Below are 18,569 nucleotides of genomic sequence, written 5' to 3'. Positions count from 1 at the left end.
TATCAATTGATCATCAGTGGTTTTTATCTGGGGCAGATATGCGTACAATAGTCCTAGAAATTAACTGCTGATGATTGATTATGCTTGACGTTTATTTAACATGTATGAAAAAATAAAATAAGTAACTGATTTATATGCAATCAATAGTATAAAAATAACCTAAAAATGCGGTAAAAATGGTGCATTTGGTAGTTATATAAAACAGTAACTTAGTATATGGTTTTAATAGGCAATTTGCCGTCAGAAGAGTCAAAAAAACCACTTATTAAAGTGGCTCTTAAATCAATTATTTTTAAACGGTAAATCAATCCCAATATCCGCATCATTCCAAATAATTTCATGTCCGGATGCATACATTTCTGTCATCTTCTCGGTTGCATGTCCAGCTAAGGTCTGTGCCGATTTACCTGCTTTTTTATGCAAGTGAATCGATAATGCACGGATCTCATGAAAGCTTGGCAACTGACGACCTTTTAATTCAGGATATGCTCCTGATTTTTGAATTGCTTTCAAAAATTCACGTGACACATACTGTGCTTCAAGCTGTGTCCAATGTTCCTTTGTTTGACCTTTATTTTTTGTTTTTCCTTTTGGCACACGATGGATAATAAAAGGACTAATCACATTATCTCTACACCGGTCCAAAACTTTCTGCAATTCATCATTAATCTTAATTCTCACATAGCCAGCACCTTCCAATAGTTCAAATTCATCCTCAGGGTCATCTGTGGTTTTTTCCTGTGCTACGTGCAAATAACCGTCTTTGATATCTGACCACTTCATATTGATGATATCGATTCGTCGCTGAGTTGTGAGCATTGCTAAATCAATCGCATTTTTCAGCCATTGAGGTGATGCATCACGAATCGTTGCTAAGCCTTCCAGTGTGTGTCGTTTACGTTGCTTGATTCTGAAACGCTTAATTGTTTGCGCTGCAGGATTCTCAGTGACCAAACCTTTACTGATTGCAAGGTCAAAGATTTGAATCAACAAACTTCGTGTTTCAATACTGGTTGATGCGGGCAAGTTCTCAAGCAGCTTATTGATCATAAATAGGGTAATGGACGATAATGGTTTATTATTCCATTCTGCACAGCGGTTAAGGCTGTGCGTATAAGTTCGAATAGAGTTAGGTGCAAGTGCCCGGCCATCTTTCCTGCGCTTTTCAGACAAGAATTTTTGAGAAAATTCACCAAACGTTACCTCACCCATGACAACAGATACGAGATCCGTTGTCGGTGTGAGAATGTCGTTTAGTTTGCGTGCTGCGGCAACCGCTTTTGCTTTATCAGCACCCATAGCATGCCATGCACCAGTAATCGGGTGTCTGTACTTCCAAGTACTTACACCGTTTCGGTACAGATTTGCTGGCAAATCTTTATTTCTCTTTGCGCGTGGTCTGGCCATGCTTTCAACTTCCCAAAACTTTATCTACAAGATCATCACCAGTTTGTTTTTGGTAGATGTTCCACTGGATGTACCAGAGTTTACCTTTCTGCTCAGCAGGCAATAATCCGAGGCGGCATTGTCGCACAATCGTTTGGCGGGCAGGTGGGGTAGAGCCCTGATCACCATACACGCGCTTAATAAATTCTGATACTTTGATTAGACAAGTCATTAAGAATTACCCTCCAATCTTTTGCCTGCTGCGATTTCTTCATCGGTGGCGTGTCGAATATGCTTTAACAGGATTAAGCCAACGTCACACAAACCAAAATCAACTCGGCAATAAGGATGTCCAGTGGCAAGCTTTATATGGTCTATAAAATCACCAATAGTCCCCGTAATTTCATAAACAACCCAATCGCCATTTTCAAATATATTGTGCTGGCGGCGGTATTGAAGAAGGGCTTTTCGAATATCCTCAATTCTAACCATTGCAGGTATTTGCTCTTGAATCTCTGGAATATATGAAAACTCCTCATTAACCCAGTGTCGACCATCATTTGACACATGTGTCATTTTCGGGTGCAAGGGGTCAAAAACAATCTCTTTCGCTTTTTCATAACCACCCAATTGCTCGATTAGATTCATGTAACCTCCCGCAAACTTTGCACAATCGAACCAAATAAAATCGGCTCATGATTAATTTCCAGAATCTCATCCATACTCACAAAAAATGGAACGCTATCGACAAGATCATTACCAACGATTGTTGATGGCCCATCAATGCGTCGAACAGTACCAGTCACCACAATCTCTTGACCCAGAAAGTTTTCAAATTTGGCTTTAATCGTATCGCCAATATTCAACACAGGTTTTTCAATCATGCAATCGCTCCAAATAAGTCATGTTGTTGAGCAGCTGGATTCATCCATAAACATTCAATACGTGTATCAGTACCGCGACCAGATGAAATGCGAGCTTTGGTATCAACCCGCTTCCAGTCTTTTAATACATCGGTATATAGATCACTTGGGTAGCCAGAAAGCATGACCATTCCTTCTAGCTCGAGTAAATTACTCAACAGTTCCAGGTGATCTTTATCATTCATTTCATGGCGATAAATACGACCAGTTTTAGCACCTGAATAACGTGTGTCATGGACATAAGGTGGATCTACATAATGCAAAGTAGTTGGTGCATCATGGTCCTTAAGAACCTGAATAGCAGGGCGGTTTTCAATTAAAACACCACTCAAGCGCTGGCCAATAAAACCCAAGTGTTCAGGGTAGTCAGCCCATAATGATTGAGCTGTACCATATTGACGTTTGGTATCGATACGAAAACCGGTAATACCTTTTGTTGCACCTGCAGAACCAAAACCCATTTGTGCCCGAATGATTGTTCGTCTTGCTTGTTCCACTTCAGTTGTGGCCACACTCCAAGCATTTTCAAATTCTTCGCGGCTATAAGGTGTTAAGACAAGTTGTTCAATTAACTGGTCGCGTTGCTCTGGATTTCGTAGAACCTTAAATAGATTTACAATATCGCCATCGAGGTCGTTATAAACTTCCGCGTACGCTCTTGGCTTCTGCAGAAGAACTCCAGATGCCCCACCAAATGCCTCGGTATAGCAAATATGATTTGGCATTTGAGCAATAACCCAGTGAGCTAAACGAAATTTTCCACCATGGTACCGGATCAATGGATGATTCATCACTTTTGCTCCTGACGTGTATTCCAAGCCTTCACAGCATGCGGTTCAATTTCTTCACAGGTTTGAAAAGAAGAATTAAATAGAATGCCGGGTTTAACCAAGCACGTACGGTTGCTACAGATAATGCGCACAGCCTTATTTGGTGAGTGCGTCATTTCTGTGTGGGACAATTTAGGAATTGACTGGCACCATGGACACGGCAACAATTCAGGGGTGTTAAATTCCATTACACGGCCTCACTTTTTTGTACGCCAATCATAAAGCTTGGTGGCTTAGGTAAGTCCTGACCTTCAGGTCGCCATAAATGCAGACAGTACGGGTGATTATTCACATATTCACTTTTTGCAGGATGGTACTGAATGACACAATCGTCCTCATCCCAAAACATAGATTTTACTTTGCACATTTCTTCCCAAGTTGGGCAGCGTGATGGAGTGGAAACACTTACGTGTTCCCAACCCATTTGATCACTGGCGATTGCAACAAATTGATTTTTACCAATTAGAAATGAGAAAGCACCATTATTGCCATAGTCTGCATTACTGCCCATTGGGCCATTCTTGATGCGGTTTTTTTCTGGAACTTTAAACATCACGCCACCACTTCATCTTCATCAGTCATCAACACACCAACCAGGTTTCCACCCTCAATGAACCAGTCCACTTTGCTTAACCCAAAAATATAGCTGAGTAATTCTGAAAGCTGGTCCTTTTCAAGTTTGAGCTTACTTTTACGGGTAACTACCGTTTGGATCCGTGACTTGTATTCATCCAAAAGTGTTGCTGGTGTATCAGTACTATCAGCTTTTACGCCCGGATTAATTTCAATGCCTAAAACATGAGTTAATGCTTCAGGTTGTTTTTGAACCATTTCTATAGTGGCGGATGCAGCAGATGGAGCCTCTATATCTTTACGAAATTCTAGGGATGGGATGCTTACCTTTTGAGTTTCTGGTTTAACAACGACCGGTTGCTCTTCTGGTAGTGTTTCCTGTACAGCATTATGAACAACAAGCTGGTAGTGCGATTCACCTGGTAAACCGGTTCGGTTGATATGGCATGTCTTTCTTAACATCCATAAAGTTTGGCTGAGCTGTTTGTCTGTGATACCCAAAGTGCTGACAATAACTTCACCTAACAAACCATCTTTATGCTCTTGAAGAAGCTTTAACAATTCTGCTTGGAGGTTACGTTTGGCATTAGATGGTAGAGCAGCTGCCGATTCAGATTGTTTCTGAATTACTTCTTTCTCAGATGAAGCAGCAACAGTAGGTTTAACAGCAGCTGGTTGCTCAACTACAGGAGCTGCTGCCTGAACTTCCGCAACAGGTTTTGGCTGATTTAATGTATAAACACCCAAGTTTTCCGTAATGTCTGTACGAGTAGAAATAACATTACGAACAGTTTTGATGCTTAAGCGACAGATCGTTGTAAGCTGGTTTCCAGATAAACCAAAAGGATTTTCTTTTAATGCAGCCAATACTTTTTGAGTATTTTTATGCAACTCACGTTCAGCTTTTTGAGCTTGAAGCTCTTTTTCAGTCGTCATTTCATTACCTCAATATGTAACTGGCCAATTTAAAGAATATTGTGACGTTTCAATTTTTCGCGAAACGTGCCCCGGTTAATTCCAAGCATTTCAGCTGCTTTAGTTTGATTACCCCGGCAGCGAATTAAAATTTCCGGTAGAAGGGCCTTTTCAATTTCATGAATAAGAGCGCTGTATACTTCACCTTCATTTGCATCAATTAATTTATTAACGTCAGCCGGGTGGATATTTAATGATGTCAGTTGTGTCGTTAGCATGGATTTTCTCTATTGTTAAGCTGCCGCGTTACGAACTAATTTGATCTGGTCGTTCAGATTTTCGATAAATTTTTTGCCATGCCGCAGATACATTTTGAGAAACACGGCATAGCGTTTTTGGGCCGTTGGACACATTTCACCACTAACATTAATGACCAGTTTTGGTCGGTCAGGATGATGAAAGATCATATCGCCAAAGCCTTTTTTGCCTGTGGTTTGAATTGGCAGGTTCATCATGAACAAACCAAAATGAACTTTTTCACAGTCGACCATGTACTGATCATTGAATAAAAAAGCACAAAATGCCCGACGCATATTTGCGTGAATAAACTCGCCACCAGCAGGTGCAATTTCTTTATATTTAAATGCGACAACTTCTACAGGTTGAGCGGGCATTTCCATTCATTCCTACTTTTAATGATGTAACGGTTGTTGATTGTTTGAGTTACCTTTAACCCAACCCTTTTGATCTGCACGGGCTTTGCAAGCATTTTCAATAGAACGTGCATACTTGGTTGATGCAAAAGCACCTAAGGCTGTATCCAGTAACTTCGGGTCGTTGGTGCTTTTAATCTGATTCAGGGCAGATTGATAACGCTCTTCAAGTGAACGTTTAGGTTTTTGACCTGCTGCCTGTTGCTGATTTTGCTGCTGGCCACGGTTCTGCTGAGTATTGTTTGAGCGTTGTTGCTGCTGGTTTTGCTGTGAACCTTGGCCATTCATACTTTCTTGGTATTCATCCGAGTCAGCATCTTTGGTATCGTCAATTAAGAACAAGCCATTAAGTGCATACTTGCGTGCGTAGGTGCTGGATGCACCAAAGGTCTGGGAAATATCCATGCCTTTTTTTGCTTCTACGCCAGCGTGTGCGGTTACTTCGGTGACATTACCCAAACTGTCCTTGAACACGACTTTTGCAGTAATCACTGCAATACCTGCAATATCGTGAACCTCATCAGTAATGACCATTTCACAGCCATGTTTTTTAAGCAGCGGCTTAACTGCTTCCAGGATGTCTTCGCAACTACGGTAGTGAAAATTACCGAATTTATTGAACTTACTTTTTGGTGCCTTCAGTTCAAGCTGGATTTCGCGCAATGCGCTATTGTTTTGTTCTGACATGTTCATTCTCCCCAGATGATCGAGTCTGATTAAGGTGGATGGTTATGCACCAACCCAACCCATACGTTTTTTGTATGCACGACGTTCGTGTAATGGAATGTGCGAACTTTGCAGACCAATCGCCAAAGCTTTACGACGTTGAAAAGCGCGTTCACGGTCAAAGTTTTCGCGAATCCACGGTTTAGAAACCAATTCTTCCAGGGTTACTTTCACAAGACCTTTAGCGGTTTCCTTGTAAATATCTTTGCCTTTCTCGACATAGATTGCAGCGAACTTGGTACCCAGACGAAGGCGCATATTACCTTGCTCATCGTTGCCCAGGTATTCAGAGAATTTTTTTGTAGAATCAGTCATGAGCGTGCACCTTCCTGAAATTTGATGGATTCAATAGTCTGGCGATCAACTTCTTCTGAACAGCTTTTCACTGTGAAAGGACCGGCTATAACAGCACCAATAAAGCCAATAATTAAAAAAGCGTCTTTTACACCAGCTTTAAACTTGTTGCGTTTATTTGACTTGGCCAACTGTTCTGCTGATGGCGGTTGCTGGTAAAGAATCCCTGTAGTTGGGATATGGCCAAACTGTGGCGTTTGACTGTGTGAAGGTATTTGAGTCATACTTTGCTCCGTAAGCTTGCAAGTGTTTACGTGAAGCCCTGATCCCGTCGAAAGTCTCAGGGCTTTTTTGTATTTATTTAGCGTCGAATGTGCCAATACGAACCGGGTTTTCAGGAAGTAGGGCAATTACTTTTTCTTTGAATTCCTGAACAATTTCATTGCACAAAAGTTCTTCTTTAACGATCTGTAAAGCGAAAGTTGGTTCACCTTCAGAGCTGTTCACCAGCAGGCGCAACTTAATCGTTTTTTCATCAAGGCCGACATAAGCCGTATCAGTGATTTCGAAATAACTCGGCAATTTACCTGCAGTGCTGGTCGCTTCAACTTGTTCAAATACTGAACGTGACTCTTTCATATTGTTCACGACTGAATCTTTAGTCGCAGTTGCATCGACCTTCATATTGCGGACAGCATTGATGGCTTCAGCAATATTGATTGATTCACCAGATTCATTGGTTGCAACGAATACACTTGCCCAGTCTTCAAGCAAGGTGGCGAAACGTTTTTGATTCAGTTTGTTGTCTTTAAGCTGGTTCAATTTGCTCCATACAACTGTCGATTCAAGTTGCAGTACTGCCTGGTGGTCACAATGACCCTGAACAAATCCGTCTTGCGAGTAGTTCAAAATTGCCACAGCCAAAATATTTTTATGATTAACAAATACGGGTGCTGGACCAGATTCTGAAGCATCTAAAACATAACTTTTAAAATCGTCAAATGACGGTGTTTTTAATGTGCCACGTGAACGATTACGACCCGCCTGGAATCCTTCCAAGTCTTCGATTTTGTAATCTTCGTTTAAAGCAATAAGTCCACCGCGTGCCAAATCCATAACTGGATTTGATAATTCAACAATTGCTTTAGCTTCAGTATTTTCCATTGTTACTACCTTATGGTTGGGTTTAAAAAACTGGTTAAAAAGACTGTGAGGGATTAAGCATCCACTTCGAATAACTGACTGGTATGGTTAGCGAACAAAGTTACGTCGCCACCAGCGTTTAAATGCATTGGGGTTTTTGAGGTTGTGTCTTCGGCACGTTTACCCTTTGCTGTAGGTTCAACAAAGGCAAGGGTATGAGCGACTTCGACCTGGCTTGAATCGCCGATTCGGGCAATTTCTAAAGTGATTTGGATTTTGCCTTTTTTATTATTTGCGACAGCGCCTTGAGCAACCATGCTGATTGCTGTACCTAATTGGTTGGCGAAGGTTCCCGCCCCAAGATCGGCAACGAACTGTTGTGCGTTAGTTGGTTTATTAGCCATGTTTTTTATCTCACATTGGGTTATGTTGTGAGATAAATATAAGAAAACTTAGTTTTATAGTCAAGGTTATTTATAAGAAAACTTATTTTATTTTTTAGAAATCTTATTTCCTATGCTTTAATAGACAAAAGAAAACCCACCGCTGGGGTGGGTTGGAAGGAGTCTTAATATGATTGGAATAACTAAAAAAGGTGAATTGATGATACTTGATGATAATTCATCAATTACAGGGCATCAGTTTATTGGTGTAATTATTACTGATCCGACCCAGCTGAATGGAAGTGCTGACAACATCTCTAATCACTTTTATAGCAAAGATCCCCAACAGCTTCGTAAGTTAGTCCTAGATGTCTTACATACAAATCAGCACCGCCACCATTTGTTGAATGAGCAACCATAACAACTTCAAAAACTGTACTTTCTCCGGATGCATCAATATCAATCCATTCGCCAATACGTGGTAAGTACTCGAATTGTCTAGCATATAGTGGTTGTGGCTTTGGTCCAGAAACATCAATAACTGATAATTCAATCATATTTTCTCCACCCGATCTGTTCTAAAGGACTGCGTCGGGTTCACAGTTTTTTAATATCCCGTATCTTTTTTGTAGTGGTCTAGCATTTCAATCACCTGAGATGCTGTTCCTTTATCTAAAGTATATTCGTAGGATTCTTTAATATAATCAGGTTGTTTACTTAACCAGCTATTAAATGAAGGCCTTTCTATAACTTCCATGGCATCAGGGTGCTTTGCCAGAATAGTTGAATAATGAGCTTGTTTGGCTTCTTCTAATGATACTTGTTTCTCAACAGGCTGGTTAAATTGGTATGTTTTTGTTGGCTTTATAGGTGTTTCAATCGGCTCTTGATATTGATAGGTTTGTGGAACATTTTGTTCTATATTCTCGTAATTCTGAGGAGCGTTGGGAATAGAACTAAGAATCACATCAGAATTTTCTTCTTGTTCCTCTTGAGGTTGATTCTGTATTGGCTGATCATTAACAGATATTTGTGTAGAGGGATATTCAACTGGGCTCGATGTTTTTGCTGGGTTACTCGGATCTATTATTAAAAATGCAATAACAGCAATTGTAATAACCCCAACAAACAACCAAATAAAATTGGATAATGGATCACTCTGATTTGGTTCGTTACCAACAAGGGGATTGGCCTTTGTTGTTTGAAGTATTATTAGTTCATTTTTTAATTGCCGTAGTTGATCAAGATTAAAAGGTAAATTCTGGTATTTAAAATATTTGTCCTGGATACGCTGTCTTTCAATCTGACTTGCAAACAATGGCGTTTCTTTTTTAATTTGTATGCTTACTTGCTGTTTAATTTCTTTAATTAATCTTTTGCATTCAAACTCACGAGCTTCTCGCTGCTGTTTTTCTATTCTAGCTCGCTCAGCACGTTCATATTCTAGTTGTCTTTGCTTTTCTGCAATTTCTGCGGCACGCTTCGGTGATTCACCACCCATATTAAGGAACAGACTAATTTTTTCAGCGACGTGTTCAATAGACTGTCCTTTAAACTCGAAATGTTCATTGCGGGGTGATATACGAAACTGCTTGAAATGATTGTGAATTAGTATCTCCATTGCATCACAATCATCAACAATCCATTGATGCCCAACCTCCCATTCACCTGGGGTACCAGTTTCTCGGCTTAACTCTCTAGCTCGGTGTTTTGGGGTTCGCGTGGTTTTACCGATCTTATATACAAATGGACAGTATTTGTTATAAAGAATATAAACATATTGGTCAGGCTGTTGACTCATTTTAACTTCTTCTTACGCGTTTTGGTCGTGATCCACCTAACGGTCTAAATGCATCTACCACAATACCAACCAATTCCATGCCTTCCTCAAACTCAATAATATTAGGCTGAAAATTAGGATTAAGTGCTTGTAAATACTTGCGCTCATCACTTTCAATAACTAATTTTTTAAAAGTTGCATCTGTGTTATTTCGCACAACAATAAGGTCTTCAGATAGAAGATCAGAAACACAGAAATGAGGATTAACTAGAATGTAATCACCCTCCATGTAAGCAGGGTAGTTACTAATTCCTACAACTCTTAAATAAAAACAGTCGCATGGATCGTCAGTGCTTAAAGGGGGGAGCCATTCATTAATTTCTGAAGGATTTATTGATTCAACTGAGGTCATTGTTCCGGCTTGAACCCAAGATAATACAGGTAATAATTTAGATGTTACGGGCGCAACATTCGATAAAGATCCAGTCGCATCACCCTTGCCAGTCAAAATGTACTCAGTTGTGACCCCGAATTCATTTGCCATTGCTTCAAGTGAAGCAGCTTTAGGTAAATATCCATCTTTTTCCCACTCAGTAACTGCTGGCGAACTAACGCCTGCAATCTTAGCTAATTGCACCTGAGTTAATTTTTTCGAGCGTCTAAGCGCACGTATGCGCTGACCAATAGTTTGATTATCCATATAAGTTATCTTACATATTGCTTTTATAAGTTATCTTTGTTTAAATAATAAGAAATCTTACTTTTTAGGTGTTGGAGATGACCAGACAAGAAGCTTTTGAGCTACTTGGGGTTAATGGAGTTGAGTTAGCTGAAATGCTAGGAATCAAGCCATCTGCCGTTTATCAATGGCCAGAAAACAAAATCCCGTTAGCTCGCGAATACCAGGTTCGCGATTTAGCAAATGGAAAAAAGCCGCTGCGCCCAAAAACATCAAAAGGTGTCGCGGTGTGATTAAGAAATTATTTTTAAAAAAGGTGATGCAGATGCTCGAGAAGAATCGAGAAAAGAAAAATATTTGTATGCCAACCCATATTACAGAAAGCGAAGCAATATATGTTGCTGAGCAGGCAAATGAGCGGGATTGGTCTAATAGCGCATACATAAGGCACCTCATAAGACAGGATCGAAAGCGATATCTTGATGCTTTATATCTTATGGATGAGGTATCTGGGGAGTCGAGCGAACGATTCGAATTAAACGGACAAAGCGAACGAATTAAAAAAAACCCAGTGGGTGCAACCACTGAGCTTGATGCTCAATATGGGGGTTAACCAAAATGAACATGCAAATGTTACCACAAACAATCCGAGTTGCTGATAAGCAAACATCGCTTATTCAGTACAAATCCGTTCCAGTGATGACCACCGAGCAATTAGCTGAATTCTATGGAACCGATGTAGACAATATTCGGAAAAATTTTTCAAACAATTCTGGTCGCTTTGTTGGTGAAAAACACTACTTCAAGGTTGAGGGTGCTGAATTAAATAAGCTTCGTTTGTGCGTGAACAATATTCACGTGCAAATTTCAGGCAAAGCTCGTTCCCTTACTTTATGGACTGAAAAAGGTGCAGCACGACATGCCAAGATTCTCGACACAGATCAGGCATGGGATATTTTCGAGCAGCTTGAGGAAGTTTATTTCTCAGTAAAGGAAAAATCACATCTTCCTATGTTACCAAACTTCACTGATCCGGCCGAAGCAGCTCGCGCCTGGGCACAGGAATTTGAAGCAAAACAGATTGCGGAAAAACAAGTTGCTGAGTTGGCACCAAAGGCTGAAGCACTGGAAACCATTGCAGATACGTCGAATACCTATTGCCTGCGTGAATGCGCCAAAACGATTGGCATAAAAGAATCGGAACTGATTCAGCTGTTGATTGATAAAAAATGGATTTACCGCGATGCAGATCGAAAGCTGCAACCGCATGCGCAGTTCGTCATTAACGGTGTATTCAACAACCGTACATCACCAGTCATTAAAAACCAGTACGACGGTAAAGAACGTGTGTTCTTACACATGCGTGTCACCGCTTTTGGTCTTACCCGTATCACTGGACTCGTCAATAAAACCAGAAAGGAGAAAAAAGTAGCATGAGCGATTTACACCCATGCCAGGGGAAATGTTCGGAATTTAAAAATGAGCAGTGTCATACCTGCCTGATTCAGGACATTGAAAAGCGGGAATTTGAACTGGGGGTAGCACCTGAGGATGCCTATGTAAAAGGCGGACAGGGCGATGTAACTGTCATTGATGAGGCGTTCAAGTCGATGATCGATGAAAGCTTCATAGAAGTGTTTGGTGTTTCAACACTCCCTTAAAAAGTAAACCCCGATGAATCATATCGGGGCCACTAATTCAAAACGGGCTTAAGCATTATGAATATGAAAACAAATTTAGCACATGAGCCACCGATTCTACAACATGTGGCTGAAGTGGTTCAGTTTCCCAAAGGAAAAAAAGTGGTAGATAAATTTGAGAAAGGCTACATCATGTCTAGCCGCCTCTATCACGATGAGGTTCGTCCATTTTTAAGTCCTGCTGCAAAAGATATTTATGAAGAGCTAAACGCTCGTATATCTGGGTTCAACAAGGAATCAGATTTTGTAAGCTATTCACAGCTACAAGGTGGAAAATTAGAAGGTTCTCATAAGTTAAGTCCAGCAACTGTGCGAAAAGGACTTAAAGAGCTTATTGATTTTGGTGTCATCACTGTCGTTAGCGAAAATATCAAAAAGGGCAATGAATACCGAATTAATGAGGTGTCATTAGTTGAGCACTTCAAAAACAAAAGTACCACTTCAAAAAGTGAAGTGCTAAATAAAGATAAGCACTTCAATAACAAAAGTACTTCAAAAAGTGAAGTACTTCAAAAAGTGAAGTGCTACCACTTCAAAAACGATAGTGCTAGTACTTCAAAAAGTGAAGACACAATAGATATTCTTTATAGATATATTTATATAGATATTATTAAGTCGCTTCGCTCCCAAAAACCTTTGGAAAAAAATTATCTGGTTTTTCAGGAATTGAAAAAACAGCAGCAGCTGGAACAGGAAAAACTTGAAGCTGCTAAAAAATTAAAAGCCGAAGCTGAACGCAAAGAAAAATCACGGAAGTTATCTTTTGATGAAGTCATGAAACTGACTTCTGAAAAATTTCAGTCTTTGTGTGATTTGGATCTATGGGAACAATACGTTTCTGCCCGTTCCCAACTCTCAAAAACAAAACTTACCAAAAATGCGCTGAATACGATTTACAAGGATTTTACGGCTTGGGGTTTTGCTGGTGCCACTCAATCCTTGAAAACATCGATTACTGGTAATTACCAAGGCTTATTTGAACCGAAAATTACGGATAGCTCTTATCAGTACGGTAATTCTCACAGCAACGATTTCCAATTTGGTGACCTGGCTTATGAAGCCATGCAGCAAGGAGGGTATCGTGATGTCTGAGTTGCAGATTTATCAAGCCAGCATTGAACGCAATATGCTTGAACCAGCTCAAGCAGACTTGGTGCTCACCATGATGCAGCAGCAATATGGCGCTGAGTTCAACCACAAGCATGAAAAGAATACCAAAGCGCAATTACGTGCTACGGCTTCCCGGATACTTGCTGGTTTGAGTGAAGCAAACATTGTGCTTGGCCTACAACGTATGCGCCATGAGCAACGCTGTCCGTCTTTGTCGGCATTTCGTGAATTGTGTGAATACTGGAAAGGCCCGAATGAAGCCTGGGCAGATGCCATCACATACACGAAAAACAAAAAGCACCCGATCACTGAACTGACCAAGCAAGCATTGGACAGAGTTAAGGACATGCTGATTGATACCGATGATAACCGTGATGCTGTACGCATGCAGCAATCGGCTGGTTTCGCATTCCGTGAAATTTACGAAGGCTTGGTTGAGCAGGCGAAATTGGCGAATGACATAGAACGTCCATATGTACCGCAAAAAACTGAAGCTTCAGGACATATAGCGATTGAACTTCAGATCATTCCTGAAAAATCAGTCTATGAAAAATTGACAGATGAACAACGCGCCATTGTCGATATGCAAAAGCGGTTAGTTGCACAGGGCATGGACCATCGCACTGCATTGAACAAGGCACGTAAAGAACTCGGCAATCAAAAGTTAAACAAGCTGGACAATCCAGAATTACAGGCGAAGGTTAAAAAACAGCCTAAGCAGAAATTTGATACACCATTTCAAAAGCTCGTTGCCCAAGGCATGAATGTGAAAGATGCGTTTAAACAATGCAAGTTAGAGGGGGCTAACAAGTGAATGCACAAGTAAAAATCGAAAAACAATTTAAAAAAGTAGTTCCAAATGGCCGTGCACAAGTCGCGCATTTTATTAGTGTTCTCGACATTTTGCTTTACGCATGCCACGCCACGCAAGCATTTACGGTAGATGACATTCACCAGAATGTTTCCAACAAAAGCCGTCGGACCGTTTATTTAACGATGATTTCATTGGTTGCTGAAGGATTACTCGAGCGCGTGCCGAACTCGGTGCATTACTACCTACCAACAGAATTTGCCAAAGACTTACTCAATACACATGGGGAGATTGTGAAGTGAGCAGAATGTCGTACGAAGATTTGGTGCAAGAGAATGAATCACAAAAAATGGCTCGCTATATCACCGCTCCACAAAAGCATAAATTGCGTGAAGAACTGGAAAAAGAGCTCAAAAAATATAAAGGCCACGTTACCGTATTACCAGGTGTGATGCATAAACCACGTCAGCCATTACCAGTCCGTGATACCAGTAATGATTATTGCGGAAATTTAAAAGCGTTCCGTGTTCGCCAGTGGATTGCTGGTCCGGGTTACAACAACGGTCGCCGTCAGCGTCTGGCAGAAGTGACAGACATTAGCTTAAGACGAATCAATGATATTGCCTGTGATCAATCCGGTTGCATTTTAACGAATGCTGAATATGTGCAGATCAAAGCTGCAATGCCAGAAATTGAAGCGATGGAGACTGAAGTAGCAATGTCTCAGCAGGTGGCATCATGACCCGCGGATTCCAGCTTAATCATTTTGTGGTGCTAAAAGGCCAGAAGCCAGTATTTAAGATCATTAAATTTTTTGAAGTGACCAGTCGTAAAAAGACCAGTCACCGTGTACGCCTACAAAATTTAAAAACAGGTTCAGAAATGGCGAAGCAAGTGAAAGACATTGAACGTCTGGCTTTGCAGGTTGAAGTGGAAACTAAACAACGTGGAGGGCAGGCGGCATGAACATGTCTTTTTTACCACACGAATTGATCATTGATAATTTTGCCGGCGGTGGCGGCACATCGACTGGTCTTGAGCAGGCTTTTAAACGTCCTGTTGATGTTGCGATTAATCACGATCCGAAAGCATTGGCCATGCATCGAATCAATCACCCGGATACAAAGCATTATTGTGAAAGTGTTTGGGACATTGATCCAATCGAGGCAACTGGAAATCAACCAGTAGGTTTGGTTTGGTTATCGCCGGACTGCAAGCATTTTAGCAAAGCTAAAGGCGGTAAACCGGTTGAAAAGAAAATCCGTGGATTGGCTTGGGTAGCATTGCGCTGGGCGGCAAAGACACGTCCTCGAGTAATCATGCTTGAGAATGTTGAAGAGTTTAAAACCTGGGGAACATTAGGGCGGGATGGTAAACCTTGTCCTAGGGGTAAAGGACGTACCTTCAAAAGCTTTGTGAACGCATTAAACCGTCAAGGCTATAAAGTTGAATGGCGTGAACTGCGTGCCTGTGACTATGGTTCACCCACTATTCGCAAGCGTTTCTTTTTAATTGCTCGTCGTGATGGATTACCCATTCAATGGCCTACACCAACACACGGTCACCCGGATAGCATCCAAGTACAAAAAGGAAATTTAAAACCATGGCGCACTGCAGCTGAGTGCATTGACTGGACAATTGAATGCCCAAGTATATTCACACGTACACGCCCACTTGCTACAGCAACGCTCGAACGTATTGCGAAAGGGTTGGATAGATTTGTTTTAAATTCAGGTGACCCATTTATTGTCAAAGTAAATCACACATCAAGTTCTGGTGAAGTGCATTTTAGAGGGCAATCATTAAAGCAACCTATTCAGACAATTACAGGAAAAAATGGGAGCGGAATTGTAGCGCCAGTATTAACCGAATGCGCTAATGCTTCGAGCCCAAGATCAATGCCTATAAATGAGCCGCTAAGAACGATCTGCGCACAGGTTAAAGGTGGCCATCATGCAGTAATTGCTGCGCATATTGCAAAAAATTACTCAGGTGTGATTGGTAGTGATATTCAAGAGCCAGTTCATACAATTACAGCAAAAGACCACAATTCGCTGGTGGTAAGCCATTTATCAAAAATGAAAAACAATTGTGTGGGCCAAGACTTGAGTGAGCCGATGCACACCATGACCACAATTAACCAGTTTGCTGAAGTACGGGCATTTTTAACAGCTTTTTATGGCAATGAAAAAGATGGGAACTCTGTGCAGGAGCCTTTACGCACCATCCCAACTCGTGACCGTTTTGGATTGGTAAAAGTCGAAGGTGTTGATTATCAAATTTCAGATATTGGTTTTCGCATGCTGCAACCAGGTGAGCTTTTTAAAGCACAGGGATTCCCTGATTCATATGTGCATGATCGTGGCCTAGATGAAAATGGCAATGAAATTCGCTTAACTAAGACCGAGCAAACTCGAATGGTTGGCAATTCAGTTTGCCCTCAATTATCACGCGCTTTGGTTGAAGCAAACTTCAAACATGAAGAAAAATTTAAGGGGCAAGCAGCATGAAAAAGCCACGTACTAAAAAGAAACATAACCCAAACAAGCTGCTTCCACATCAAGTCCAGGAACTACAGCAAGCAGCTGCAGCTCGCCGTAGTGAAGCTGAATTTATGGCGCGGTGTGAACTGGAATGCCAAGACACCTATGAAATGGAAATGACGTTTTTCAGTCGCAATGTGTACAAATACATTGAAGAACAAAAGGTGAAACAAGCAGAACTGATCAACATGATTGAGGATCCAACTGTTATCCCTTATCACATCATCATCGGTGCATATGATTATCAGGACTTGGCAATTGCCTTAACACTGGAAAGCATTCACACGCCAGAAGTTTGGAATATTGCAGCAGAAGGCTATTTCATTGATGTAGAAAATCCAGATGCTGAAATGGTCAGTCATGACTATCACATTACTTTGCCGTCCATGACTCAAATGGAAGTCTGGAAAGGCAAAGATAAATGCGCAGTACCTTTAGGTGATGGCTTAAAGGTTGTACGTAAGTGGGAAGGCTTACAGCAGGAGCTGATTAAGCATTTTGCTGAAAAGATAGAACAGGATGGGCTGTTAGATACCTATTCACTAGAAACAATTCAGGTGCATTTTGCTGTTGATGCCAAGTTTAAAAATGCAAATCACTATGCCGAATTCTTGACGATCAGTGAGTGGGTTGAAAATGGTATTGCTGAAAAACGCCTGTACAAATTATGGGTGGCTGAGCAATTAAAAATTAAGGAACTGCAAGCCAACAAGAATAAGGAGTGTGCAGCTTGAAGGAATTAAACAAGGTGTTTTTATTCGTGTTTATGGCAATTGGTGCGGCAGTTGTTAAAGCGTGGGGTGTAGCGTGAGTAATTTTAACCGTGGTGATCTGATTGTAAAAAAATCAACTGCAGATAAACGTATTCGTTATGTCATGCATATGCATAAGTCCAAAGTACAAATTGCTGAACTCAACAAGGATGGAACCCCCAACCTTACGACCTTGCAAGCACCTTATGCTGATTTATTCCGTTTGGCCAACCAGCATGAACGTTTATGTAGATTTCGTATTGATGATTTGATTAGTCATCTGGGCTTAAAAGATGCCCGGGACATTTTGAATGGATCTAAGCCATCGGATGTATGCAAAGTTGAATTACAACGTCAGTGGGATGCCTGGCACCAAAATGAAATGGATTCCAAGAAAGAAGATGAACGGAATTATGTGGAGTATGGGCGATGAGTGATTTTGAAAAGGCATTTAATCAATTAAGCAAAGTTAGTCTGGAAAATCACACAGAATTATGGGGTGAGCCAAAAACAGAACGAGCTTTCTTTGAAGCAGGCCAAGCGTCAAAACAGGCTGAGATAGATGGGTTGAAAACCCAACTCAATAACATGGAGGCTTGTTATATCCAGGCAAAGAAGGATCTTGAGGATGCAATTTACTTGAAAGATGAGCATCGCAAACGTCGATGTCAATTAGCGAAGCAACTTACTCAGAAATCATTGCGCCTAACTGAAGCTGAATTTGAATACAAGAGGATTAAGAGGCTTCAAGCAAAAGACTGCCTTCAAATTATGCGTTTAACAGCAAGAAATGAAAAATTGAGCGATGAGCTTAAAGCCCTGCGAGGTGAGCATGAATAAGCACATCGAAACATTAACTGGCTTTAAAAATGGAACCAAGAAGATTTTCAAAGATTGTTTTTATGATCTTTGGGATGCATGGGATGAGCTTTTAAGTGCATTCAAGAAAATTGGTTTTGTGATTTTTGTGTTTGTTGTTTGGTTATTCAGCCTTGCCTTGATCTGTATTTTGCCATTGGCAACTTGGTTGCGTTTGAAGTGGGAGCGCGATGCTGAGGAGAAAAGAAAAAAGGCTATCCAGGAGTGCATGGATCGCATGACCTGTTTGCACAACAAGCGAGGTGAAAGTGACCAGCATCTCACTCGCTGAATACATAACTACTGTCTTAAAAACATACCAACAATCGGAATCATATAGAGGAAAATAAACATGAAAACTAAACATTTATTGCAGGCCATGGCTGCTGCTGGAATGTACGTCAACTATGAACGCAGAGTGATGGCTTTTTATGAAAAGACCGCAGGACG

Annotated in this window: 32 protein-coding genes; 14 read left to right on the top strand and 18 right to left on the bottom strand. The window is 40.9% G+C overall.

Features of this window, described 5'->3' with window-relative positions; all coding sequences use genetic code 11:
• Positions 1–282: 282 nt before the first annotated feature.
• From B9T38_RS12210 to B9T38_RS12120, 18 genes are all read right to left on the bottom strand, one after another.
• Positions 283–1,407 (bottom strand): phage integrase Arm DNA-binding domain-containing protein, encoded by a 1,125-nt coding sequence (locus tag B9T38_RS12210; protein WP_086197057.1) that lies wholly within the window; start codon positions 1,405–1,407, stop codon positions 283–285.
• 4 nt (positions 1,408–1,411) lie between these two features.
• A complete protein-coding gene (locus B9T38_RS12205; RefSeq protein WP_086197056.1) occupies positions 1,412–1,618 on the bottom strand; it encodes a hypothetical protein in 207 nt (68 codons plus the stop codon).
• Positions 1,618–2,034, bottom strand: coding sequence for a hypothetical protein (locus tag B9T38_RS12200; protein ID WP_086197055.1), 417 nt, complete (start codon positions 2,032–2,034; stop codon positions 1,618–1,620). Before B9T38_RS12200 ends, B9T38_RS12205 begins: the two co-directional genes overlap by 1 nt.
• On the bottom strand, positions 2,031–2,270 hold the full coding sequence (locus B9T38_RS12195) for a hypothetical protein (protein WP_086197054.1): 240 nt from the start codon (positions 2,268–2,270) through the stop codon (positions 2,031–2,033). The genes B9T38_RS12200 and B9T38_RS12195 overlap by 4 nt, the downstream gene beginning before the upstream one ends.
• Positions 2,267–3,100 carry a DNA adenine methylase gene (locus B9T38_RS12190; protein ID WP_086197053.1) on the bottom strand — a complete coding sequence of 278 codons (834 nt, stop codon included), beginning with the start codon at positions 3,098–3,100 and terminating at the stop codon, positions 2,267–2,269. The genes B9T38_RS12195 and B9T38_RS12190 overlap by 4 nt, the downstream gene beginning before the upstream one ends.
• Positions 3,100–3,327: a Lar family restriction alleviation protein gene (locus B9T38_RS12185; RefSeq protein WP_086197052.1), complete on the bottom strand. Its 228-nt coding sequence runs from the start codon at positions 3,325–3,327 to the stop codon at positions 3,100–3,102. Before B9T38_RS12185 ends, B9T38_RS12190 begins: the two co-directional genes overlap by 1 nt.
• On the bottom strand, positions 3,327–3,692 hold the full coding sequence (locus B9T38_RS12180; protein ID WP_086197051.1) for a DUF7694 domain-containing protein: 366 nt from the start codon (positions 3,690–3,692) through the stop codon (positions 3,327–3,329). The genes B9T38_RS12185 and B9T38_RS12180 overlap by 1 nt, the downstream gene beginning before the upstream one ends.
• Positions 3,692–4,648: a hypothetical protein gene (locus tag B9T38_RS12175; RefSeq protein WP_086197050.1), complete on the bottom strand. Its 957-nt coding sequence runs from the start codon at positions 4,646–4,648 to the stop codon at positions 3,692–3,694. Before B9T38_RS12175 ends, B9T38_RS12180 begins: the two co-directional genes overlap by 1 nt.
• Positions 4,649–4,677: 29 nt before the next feature.
• Entirely contained in the window at positions 4,678–4,905 is a 228-nt protein-coding gene (locus tag B9T38_RS12170) for a helix-turn-helix domain-containing protein (protein ID WP_086197049.1), read from the bottom strand.
• Between the two features lie 15 nt (positions 4,906–4,920).
• Positions 4,921–5,301, bottom strand: a complete 381-nt coding sequence (locus B9T38_RS12165) for a hypothetical protein (RefSeq protein WP_143222710.1) — start codon at positions 5,299–5,301, stop codon at positions 4,921–4,923.
• A gap of 18 nt (positions 5,302–5,319) precedes the next feature.
• On the bottom strand, positions 5,320–6,027 hold the full coding sequence (locus B9T38_RS12160; protein ID WP_086197047.1) for an ERF family protein: 708 nt from the start codon (positions 6,025–6,027) through the stop codon (positions 5,320–5,322).
• A 42-nt stretch (positions 6,028–6,069) separates the two neighbouring features.
• The gene (locus tag B9T38_RS12155) at positions 6,070–6,381 is read right to left on the bottom strand and encodes a hypothetical protein (RefSeq protein WP_086197046.1); all 312 of its coding nucleotides are present in this window, start codon (positions 6,379–6,381) and stop codon (positions 6,070–6,072) included.
• Positions 6,378–6,644, bottom strand: a complete 267-nt coding sequence (locus tag B9T38_RS12150) for a hypothetical protein (RefSeq protein ID WP_086197045.1) — start codon at positions 6,642–6,644, stop codon at positions 6,378–6,380. Before B9T38_RS12150 ends, B9T38_RS12155 begins: the two co-directional genes overlap by 4 nt.
• A 73-nt stretch (positions 6,645–6,717) precedes the next feature.
• Positions 6,718–7,524, bottom strand: a complete 807-nt coding sequence (locus B9T38_RS12145; protein ID WP_086197044.1) for a DUF2303 family protein — start codon at positions 7,522–7,524, stop codon at positions 6,718–6,720.
• Positions 7,525–7,577: 53 nt separating this feature from the next.
• A complete protein-coding gene (locus tag B9T38_RS12140) occupies positions 7,578–7,907 on the bottom strand; it encodes a YfdP family phage-associated protein (protein WP_086197043.1) in 330 nt (109 codons plus the stop codon).
• 296 nt (positions 7,908–8,203) lie between these two features.
• Positions 8,204–8,443, bottom strand: coding sequence for a hypothetical protein (locus B9T38_RS12130; RefSeq protein ID WP_086197041.1), 240 nt, complete (start codon positions 8,441–8,443; stop codon positions 8,204–8,206).
• Positions 8,444–8,493: 50 nt separating this feature from the next.
• Entirely contained in the window at positions 8,494–9,687 is a 1,194-nt protein-coding gene (locus B9T38_RS12125; RefSeq protein WP_086197040.1) for a GIY-YIG nuclease family protein, read from the bottom strand.
• Position 9,688: 1 nt separating this feature from the next.
• Entirely contained in the window at positions 9,689–10,366 is a 678-nt protein-coding gene (locus tag B9T38_RS12120; protein WP_086197039.1) for a LexA family protein, read from the bottom strand.
• A gap of 77 nt (positions 10,367–10,443) precedes the next feature.
• On the opposite strand from B9T38_RS12120, the gene B9T38_RS12115 reads away from it, so the two are divergent.
• From B9T38_RS12115 to B9T38_RS12050, 14 genes are all read left to right on the top strand, one after another.
• Positions 10,444–10,638, top strand: coding sequence for a Cro/CI family transcriptional regulator (locus B9T38_RS12115; protein WP_086197038.1), 195 nt, complete (start codon positions 10,444–10,446; stop codon positions 10,636–10,638).
• A complete protein-coding gene (locus B9T38_RS12110; protein WP_251992236.1) occupies positions 10,635–10,958 on the top strand; it encodes a hypothetical protein in 324 nt (107 codons plus the stop codon). The genes B9T38_RS12115 and B9T38_RS12110 overlap by 4 nt, the downstream gene beginning before the upstream one ends.
• A gap of 11 nt (positions 10,959–10,969) precedes the next feature.
• Positions 10,970–11,782, top strand: a complete 813-nt coding sequence (locus tag B9T38_RS12105) for a phage antirepressor KilAC domain-containing protein (RefSeq protein ID WP_086197084.1) — start codon at positions 10,970–10,972, stop codon at positions 11,780–11,782.
• Entirely contained in the window at positions 11,779–12,006 is a 228-nt protein-coding gene (locus B9T38_RS12100) for a hypothetical protein (protein WP_086197037.1), read from the top strand. The genes B9T38_RS12105 and B9T38_RS12100 overlap by 4 nt, the downstream gene beginning before the upstream one ends.
• A 63-nt stretch (positions 12,007–12,069) precedes the next feature.
• The gene (locus B9T38_RS12095; protein ID WP_251992239.1) at positions 12,070–13,137 is read left to right on the top strand and encodes a phage replication initiator YdaU family protein; all 1,068 of its coding nucleotides are present in this window, start codon (positions 12,070–12,072) and stop codon (positions 13,135–13,137) included.
• Positions 13,130–13,969 (top strand): hypothetical protein, encoded by an 840-nt coding sequence (locus B9T38_RS12090; protein WP_086197036.1) that lies wholly within the window; start codon positions 13,130–13,132, stop codon positions 13,967–13,969. Before B9T38_RS12095 ends, B9T38_RS12090 begins: the two co-directional genes overlap by 8 nt.
• Positions 13,966–14,268, top strand: a complete 303-nt coding sequence (locus tag B9T38_RS12085; RefSeq protein WP_086197035.1) for a helix-turn-helix domain-containing protein — start codon at positions 13,966–13,968, stop codon at positions 14,266–14,268. The genes B9T38_RS12090 and B9T38_RS12085 overlap by 4 nt, the downstream gene beginning before the upstream one ends.
• A gap of 5 nt (positions 14,269–14,273) precedes the next feature.
• Positions 14,274–14,708: a hypothetical protein gene (locus tag B9T38_RS12080; RefSeq protein ID WP_086197034.1), complete on the top strand. Its 435-nt coding sequence runs from the start codon at positions 14,274–14,276 to the stop codon at positions 14,706–14,708.
• Entirely contained in the window at positions 14,705–14,932 is a 228-nt protein-coding gene (locus B9T38_RS12075; protein WP_086197033.1) for a hypothetical protein, read from the top strand. Before B9T38_RS12080 ends, B9T38_RS12075 begins: the two co-directional genes overlap by 4 nt.
• The gene (locus B9T38_RS12070) at positions 14,929–16,476 is read left to right on the top strand and encodes a DNA cytosine methyltransferase (protein ID WP_086197032.1); all 1,548 of its coding nucleotides are present in this window, start codon (positions 14,929–14,931) and stop codon (positions 16,474–16,476) included. The genes B9T38_RS12075 and B9T38_RS12070 overlap by 4 nt, the downstream gene beginning before the upstream one ends.
• Positions 16,473–17,243 (top strand): hypothetical protein, encoded by a 771-nt coding sequence (locus B9T38_RS12065; protein ID WP_086197031.1) that lies wholly within the window; start codon positions 16,473–16,475, stop codon positions 17,241–17,243. Before B9T38_RS12070 ends, B9T38_RS12065 begins: the two co-directional genes overlap by 4 nt.
• Before the next feature lie 73 nt (positions 17,244–17,316).
• Positions 17,317–17,694 (top strand): hypothetical protein, encoded by a 378-nt coding sequence (locus tag B9T38_RS12060; RefSeq protein ID WP_086197030.1) that lies wholly within the window; start codon positions 17,317–17,319, stop codon positions 17,692–17,694.
• Complete coding sequence (locus B9T38_RS12055; RefSeq protein ID WP_086197029.1) at positions 17,691–18,101, top strand: hypothetical protein; 411 nt, start codon at positions 17,691–17,693, stop codon at positions 18,099–18,101. Before B9T38_RS12060 ends, B9T38_RS12055 begins: the two co-directional genes overlap by 4 nt.
• On the top strand, positions 18,088–18,411 hold the full coding sequence (locus tag B9T38_RS12050; protein ID WP_502687114.1) for a hypothetical protein: 324 nt from the start codon (positions 18,088–18,090) through the stop codon (positions 18,409–18,411). The genes B9T38_RS12055 and B9T38_RS12050 overlap by 14 nt, the downstream gene beginning before the upstream one ends.
• Positions 18,412–18,569: the final 158 nt, after the last annotated feature.

The sequence above is a fragment of the Acinetobacter sp. ANC 4218 genome (assembly GCF_002135245.1).
Taxonomy (GTDB): domain Bacteria; phylum Pseudomonadota; class Gammaproteobacteria; order Pseudomonadales; family Moraxellaceae; genus Acinetobacter.
This window is presented reverse-complemented; position numbering and strand designations above follow the sequence as displayed.

Coding starts and splice junctions, on each gene's coding strand:
- B9T38_RS12080 (WP_086197034.1), top strand. CDS start 14,274: ATGTCGTACGAAGATTTGGTGCAAGAGAATGAATCACAAAAAATGGCT.
- B9T38_RS12155 (WP_086197046.1), bottom strand. CDS start 6,381: ATGACTGATTCTACAAAAAAATTCTCTGAATACCTGGGCAACGATGAG.
- B9T38_RS12115 (WP_086197038.1), top strand. CDS start 10,444: ATGACCAGACAAGAAGCTTTTGAGCTACTTGGGGTTAATGGAGTTGAG.
- B9T38_RS12160 (WP_086197047.1), bottom strand. CDS start 6,027: ATGTCAGAACAAAACAATAGCGCATTGCGCGAAATCCAGCTTGAACTG.
- B9T38_RS12075 (WP_086197033.1), top strand. CDS start 14,705: ATGACCCGCGGATTCCAGCTTAATCATTTTGTGGTGCTAAAAGGCCAG.
- B9T38_RS12150 (WP_086197045.1), bottom strand. CDS start 6,644: ATGACTCAAATACCTTCACACAGTCAAACGCCACAGTTTGGCCATATC.
- B9T38_RS12140 (WP_086197043.1), bottom strand. CDS start 7,907: ATGGCTAATAAACCAACTAACGCACAACAGTTCGTTGCCGATCTTGGG.
- B9T38_RS12095 (WP_251992239.1), top strand. CDS start 12,070: ATGAAAACAAATTTAGCACATGAGCCACCGATTCTACAACATGTGGCT.
- B9T38_RS12175 (WP_086197050.1), bottom strand. CDS start 4,648: ATGACGACTGAAAAAGAGCTTCAAGCTCAAAAAGCTGAACGTGAGTTG.
- B9T38_RS12055 (WP_086197029.1), top strand. CDS start 17,691: ATGAGTGATTTTGAAAAGGCATTTAATCAATTAAGCAAAGTTAGTCTG.
- B9T38_RS12090 (WP_086197036.1), top strand. CDS start 13,130: ATGTCTGAGTTGCAGATTTATCAAGCCAGCATTGAACGCAATATGCTT.
- B9T38_RS12100 (WP_086197037.1), top strand. CDS start 11,779: ATGAGCGATTTACACCCATGCCAGGGGAAATGTTCGGAATTTAAAAAT.
- B9T38_RS12195 (WP_086197054.1), bottom strand. CDS start 2,270: ATGATTGAAAAACCTGTGTTGAATATTGGCGATACGATTAAAGCCAAA.
- B9T38_RS12180 (WP_086197051.1), bottom strand. CDS start 3,692: ATGTTTAAAGTTCCAGAAAAAAACCGCATCAAGAATGGCCCAATGGGC.
- B9T38_RS12130 (WP_086197041.1), bottom strand. CDS start 8,443: ATGATTGAATTATCAGTTATTGATGTTTCTGGACCAAAGCCACAACCA.
- B9T38_RS12065 (WP_086197031.1), top strand. CDS start 16,473: ATGAAAAAGCCACGTACTAAAAAGAAACATAACCCAAACAAGCTGCTT.
- B9T38_RS12145 (WP_086197044.1), bottom strand. CDS start 7,524: ATGGAAAATACTGAAGCTAAAGCAATTGTTGAATTATCAAATCCAGTT.
- B9T38_RS12070 (WP_086197032.1), top strand. CDS start 14,929: ATGAACATGTCTTTTTTACCACACGAATTGATCATTGATAATTTTGCC.
- B9T38_RS12165 (WP_143222710.1), bottom strand. CDS start 5,301: ATGCCCGCTCAACCTGTAGAAGTTGTCGCATTTAAATATAAAGAAATT.
- B9T38_RS12185 (WP_086197052.1), bottom strand. CDS start 3,327: ATGGAATTTAACACCCCTGAATTGTTGCCGTGTCCATGGTGCCAGTCA.
- B9T38_RS12210 (WP_086197057.1), bottom strand. CDS start 1,407: ATGGCCAGACCACGCGCAAAGAGAAATAAAGATTTGCCAGCAAATCTG.
- B9T38_RS12205 (WP_086197056.1), bottom strand. CDS start 1,618: ATGACTTGTCTAATCAAAGTATCAGAATTTATTAAGCGCGTGTATGGT.
- B9T38_RS12200 (WP_086197055.1), bottom strand. CDS start 2,034: ATGAATCTAATCGAGCAATTGGGTGGTTATGAAAAAGCGAAAGAGATT.
- B9T38_RS12190 (WP_086197053.1), bottom strand. CDS start 3,100: ATGAATCATCCATTGATCCGGTACCATGGTGGAAAATTTCGTTTAGCT.
- B9T38_RS12105 (WP_086197084.1), top strand. CDS start 10,970: ATGCAAATGTTACCACAAACAATCCGAGTTGCTGATAAGCAAACATCG.
- B9T38_RS12170 (WP_086197049.1), bottom strand. CDS start 4,905: ATGCTAACGACACAACTGACATCATTAAATATCCACCCGGCTGACGTT.
- B9T38_RS12125 (WP_086197040.1), bottom strand. CDS start 9,687: ATGAGTCAACAGCCTGACCAATATGTTTATATTCTTTATAACAAATAC.
- B9T38_RS12120 (WP_086197039.1), bottom strand. CDS start 10,366: ATGGATAATCAAACTATTGGTCAGCGCATACGTGCGCTTAGACGCTCG.